The 4,354-nt window shown below is 43.8% G+C and carries 5 protein-coding genes; 4 read left to right on the top strand and 1 reads right to left on the bottom strand.

The features are described from left to right. A partial coding sequence (locus tag RH86_RS16330) for a transketolase-like TK C-terminal-containing protein (protein WP_009387334.1) occupies window positions 1–188 on the top strand: 188 nt, incomplete at its 5' end. A gap of 106 nt (window positions 189–294) precedes the next feature. Here the strand turns inward: RH86_RS16330 and RH86_RS16325 are convergent. Further along, complete coding sequence (locus RH86_RS16325) at window positions 295–531, bottom strand: hypothetical protein (protein WP_005593327.1); 237 nt, start codon at window positions 529–531, stop codon at window positions 295–297. A gap of 210 nt (window positions 532–741) precedes the next feature. On the opposite strand from RH86_RS16325, the gene epd reads away from it, so the two are divergent. The 3 genes from epd (at window position 742) to fbaA (ending at window position 4,311) form a co-directional block, all read left to right on the top strand. After that, window positions 742–1,776, top strand: coding sequence for an erythrose-4-phosphate dehydrogenase (gene epd, locus RH86_RS16320; RefSeq protein WP_009387333.1), 1,035 nt, complete (start codon window positions 742–744; stop codon window positions 1,774–1,776). Between the two features lie 140 nt (window positions 1,777–1,916). After that, window positions 1,917–3,077, top strand: a complete 1,161-nt coding sequence (locus RH86_RS16315) for a phosphoglycerate kinase (RefSeq protein WP_009387332.1) — start codon at window positions 1,917–1,919, stop codon at window positions 3,075–3,077. Between the two features lie 157 nt (window positions 3,078–3,234). After that, window positions 3,235–4,311 (top strand): class II fructose-bisphosphate aldolase, encoded by a 1,077-nt coding sequence (gene fbaA / locus RH86_RS16310; RefSeq protein WP_005593324.1) that lies wholly within the window; start codon window positions 3,235–3,237, stop codon window positions 4,309–4,311. Window positions 4,312–4,354 lie beyond the last annotated feature (43 nt).

Raw genomic sequence — 4,354 nt, 5'->3', positions numbered from 1 at the left:
CAGATGTGACCGCGCGTATCGCGATTGAAGCCGGTATTGCTGACTTCTGGTACAAGTATGTTGGCTTTGATGGTCGTATTATCGGTATGACAACGTTCGGTGAGTCAGCACCCGCTGAACAACTGTTTGAAATGTTTGGTTTCACCGTTGACAACGTAGTGAATACTGCGCAAGAGTTACTGGCTTAATTGCCGCTTGCTAGCTAAATAAAAATAGCTTCTTAAAACTGAAAAACCGAGCGATTGAGCTCGGTTTTTTTATATCGGTATTTTTTATCAGTAGAAGAATGATGCGCTATTCGTGCTCGTGGCCTTTATTGTCTAGCTCTTTTAAGCCACAAACTTTGCAGGTAACGTAGCGATCCATGTCGTGATAGTTGCCACCATTGATAAAGGTATGGGCAAATAATTTGATTCGTCCTAAAAGGCTAGGGTCTGAATCGTATTTGCTTGGCTTACGTACTAATACTTCGCTGTATGGCGTTTCATTATTGCATGCTTTACAAAAGTGAGTATCGCTTGATGATGGCATATCCAGCTCCTTTGGCTTCAATATGATGACGATAGCTTGGTTAATAAATGCACAAACAAGCAGTTGATTCAATGGTTATAAACTGGGTCACAGAATCATTACATTGTTGTTTAGGCGAAGGTCACTCTTTTACTGCGCTTTACTGGTAGATCGGTTAGTATTTGTGGCACGAAATAGGATGCTGCATTAAAAACGATAGGCGATGGAATTATGCTGAAAGTTGCGATCAATGGATTTGGACGGATCGGTCGTAATGTGTTGCGAGCTGTGTATGAAAGCGGCAAGCACCAACAGATCAAAATTGTCGCGGTGAATGAGTTAGCCCAGCCTGAAGCGATGGCGCATTTGCTGCAATACGATACCAGTCATGGCCGATTTGCCAAAAAAATCAGCCATGATCAAGAACACCTCTACATACACCACGAAGCGGGTGAGCACGACACGATTCGAATTTTGCATCTTGGTGAAATTGATCTGCTGCCATGGCGCGATCTGGATGTTGATATTGTGCTCGATTGTACGGGGGTTTATGGTTGCCGAGCGGATGGCCTTGCGCATATCGAAGCGGGGGCGAAGAAAGTGCTTTTCTCTCATCCGGGCGCGAATGACCTCGATAACACCATTATCTATGGTGTTAACCATCATACTCTAACCTCTCAGCACACCATTGTTTCTAATGGTTCTTGTACCACCAATTGTATTGTACCAATTATTCAGGTTCTCGATGACGCATTTGGCATTGATTCTGGCACTATTACCACCATTCACTCTTCGATGAATGACCAACAAGTGATCGATGCTTATCATCCCGATTTACGCCGAACACGCGCAGCAAGCCAATCGATTATTCCGGTTGATACCAAGCTTCACAAAGGAATAGAAAGAATATTCCCGAAATTTTCTAACAAGTTTGAAGCGATTTCCGTGCGCGTGCCGACGGTTAACGTCACAGCAATGGATTTAAGTGTCACAATTAGTACAAATGTGAAAGTTAATGACGTAAATCAAACCATTGTTAATGCATCTCAGTGTACATTACGTCATATTGTTGACTATACTGAAGCGCCGCTCGTATCGGTGGACTTCAATCACGATCCACACAGTGCCATTGTTGATGGCAGCCAGACGCGAGTAAGCGATGGCCATTTAGTCAAAATGCTGGTGTGGTGTGATAATGAATGGGGCTTTGCAAACCGTATGCTGGATACCGCATTAGCGATGCAAGCTGCGCACGAAGCCCAATGATTACGGATAAATAATTTATTTCTTCCCTTGAAATAAATCGGAGCGAGCTCCATATCCATAATCAGTTAAAGAATTCACAGGCTTGGCAAGGCTGCCGAGTAGTTAAAACTTTATTAATTTAATATTTGAGAGGACAAATCATGTCTGTAATCAAGATGACTGACCTGGATCTTGCAGGTAAACGCGTATTCATCCGTGCTGACCTAAACGTACCAGTAAAAGACGGTAAAGTAACTTCAGATGCACGTATTCTTGCATCGCTACCAACTATCAAACTTTGCCTAGAAGCTGGCGCAAAAGTTATGGTTACTTCTCACCTAGGTCGTCCTACTGAAGGCGAATACGCAGAAGAGTTCTCTCTAGCTCCTGTAGTTAACTACCTAAACGACGCACTAGATTGTGAAGTTAAACTAGCGAAAGACTACCTAAACGGTTTAGAACTAAACGCTGGTGAGCTTGTTGTTCTAGAAAACGTTCGCTTTAACAAAGGCGAGAAGAAAAACGAAGAAGAACTGTCTAAAGCATACGCAGCGCTATGTGATGTATTCGTAATGGATGCATTCGGTACAGCTCACCGTGCACAAGCATCAACTCACGGTGTTGGCATGTTTGCTGACGTAGCTTGTGCTGGCCCTCTACTTGCCGCTGAACTAGAAGCACTTGGTAAAGCGATGAGCAACCCAGAGCGTCCACTAGTGGCTATCGTTGGTGGTTCTAAAGTATCGACTAAGCTGACAGTTCTTGAGTCTCTATCTAAAATCGCTGACCAACTTGTTGTTGGCGGTGGTATCGCGAACACTTTCATCGCAGCTGAAGGTCACAACGTAGGTAAGTCTCTATACGAAGCAGACCTAGTTGAAACCGCTAAAAAGCTAATGAAAGAGTGTGCGATTCCAGTAGCAACTGACGTTGCTTGTGCAAAAGCATTTGATGAAAACGCAGAAGCTGAAATCAAGAACGTTGCTGACGTTCAAGATGACGACATGATCTTCGACCTAGGTCCAGATTCAACTGCAGTTCTAGCTGACATCATTGCGAACGCAAAAACTATCCTTTGGAATGGCCCAGTAGGTGTATTCGAATTCAAGAACTTCGAAGCAGGTACTAAAGGCATTTCTGAAGCAATCGCTAAGTCTGCAGGTTTCTCTGTAGCAGGCGGTGGTGACACGCTAGCAGCAATCGACAAGTTCGGTATCAAAGCTGATGTTTCTTACATCTCTACTGGCGGTGGTGCATTCCTTGAGTTTGTTGAAGGTAAAGTACTTCCAGCAGTTGAAATGCTAGAGTCACGCGCGAAATAATTCAAAGAAAGCGGGAGAGAAATCTTCCGCTTTCTTGTTTGCTGCAAGTCACATTATTCTCTGATAGAATAGCGCGCGTTGTGAGCAAACGATTGCAAAATTTAAATTAATAATTAGTTTTAGTTTTTAAAACGACAGATAAATAGGACTACAACCCATGTCTAAGATCTTCGATTTCGTAAAACCAGGCGTTATTTCTGGCGACGACGTACAAAAAGTATTTGAAGTAGCAAAAGAAAACAAATTTGCTCTTCCAGCAGTTAACGTTGTTAACACTGACTCAATCAACGGTGTTCTAGAAGCTGCAGCGAAAGTTAAAGCTCCTGTTGTTGTTCAGTTCTCTAACGGCGGTGCTGGTTTCTTCGCTGGTAAAGGCGTGAAACTTGAAGGTCAAGGTGCACAAATCCTTGGCGCTGTAGCGGGTGCAAAATACGTACACGCAGTTGCTGAATCTTACGGCGTTCCAGTAATCCTTCACACTGACCATGCTGCTAAGAAATTGCTTCCATGGATCGACGGCCTACTAGACGCAGGTGAAGAGTTCTTCGCTCAAACTGGTAAACCACTATTCTCTTCTCACATGATCGACCTTTCTGAAGAGTCTCTAGAAGAGAACATCGAAATCTCTGGTCAATACCTAGCTCGCATGGCGAAAATGGGCATGACTCTAGAGATCGAACTAGGTTGTACTGGTGGTGAAGAAGATGGCGTTGATAACTCTCACATGGACGCATCAGAGCTTTACACTTCTCCAGAAGACGTTGCTTACGCATACGAGAAACTAAATGCTATCAGCCCACGTTTCACTATCGCAGCATCTTTCGGTAACGTGCACGGTGTTTACCAAGCTGGTAACGTTGTACTGACTCCAACTATCCTACGTGACTCTCAAGCATACTGTGCAGAGAAGTTCGGTATCGCACCTAACGCTCTAAACTTCGTATTCCACGGTGGTTCAGGTTCTTCTGAAGCTGAAATCCAAGAGTCTATCGGTTACGGTGTTATCAAAATGAACATCGATACTGATACACAGTGGGCAACTTGGGATGGTATCCGTACTTACTCTGCTGAAAACTTTGATTACCTTCAAGGTCAAATCGGCAACCCAACTGGCGAATCTGCGCCAAACAAGAAGTACTACGATCCACGCGTATGGCTACGTGCAGGTCAAGCATCAATGGTTACTCGTCTAGAGAAAGCATTCTCTGACCTAAACGCAATCGACGTACTATAATTCTGATTCAGAATTAAAATTTTGAAAAACCCGCTCATTGAGC

Origin of the sequence: Vibrio sp. N418 (assembly GCF_000222565.1) — a bacterium.
GTDB lineage: Bacteria > Pseudomonadota > Gammaproteobacteria > Enterobacterales > Vibrionaceae > Vibrio > Vibrio scophthalmi.
The sequence above is the reverse complement of the archived record's forward strand: the minus strand, read 5'-3'. Positions and strand labels throughout refer to the sequence as shown.

Coding starts and splice junctions, on each gene's coding strand:
- RH86_RS16315 (WP_009387332.1), top strand. CDS start 1,917: ATGTCTGTAATCAAGATGACTGACCTGGATCTTGCAGGTAAACGCGTA.
- RH86_RS16325 (WP_005593327.1), bottom strand. CDS start 531: ATGCCATCATCAAGCGATACTCACTTTTGTAAAGCATGCAATAATGAA.
- fbaA (WP_005593324.1), top strand. CDS start 3,235: ATGTCTAAGATCTTCGATTTCGTAAAACCAGGCGTTATTTCTGGCGAC.
- epd (WP_009387333.1), top strand. CDS start 742: ATGCTGAAAGTTGCGATCAATGGATTTGGACGGATCGGTCGTAATGTG.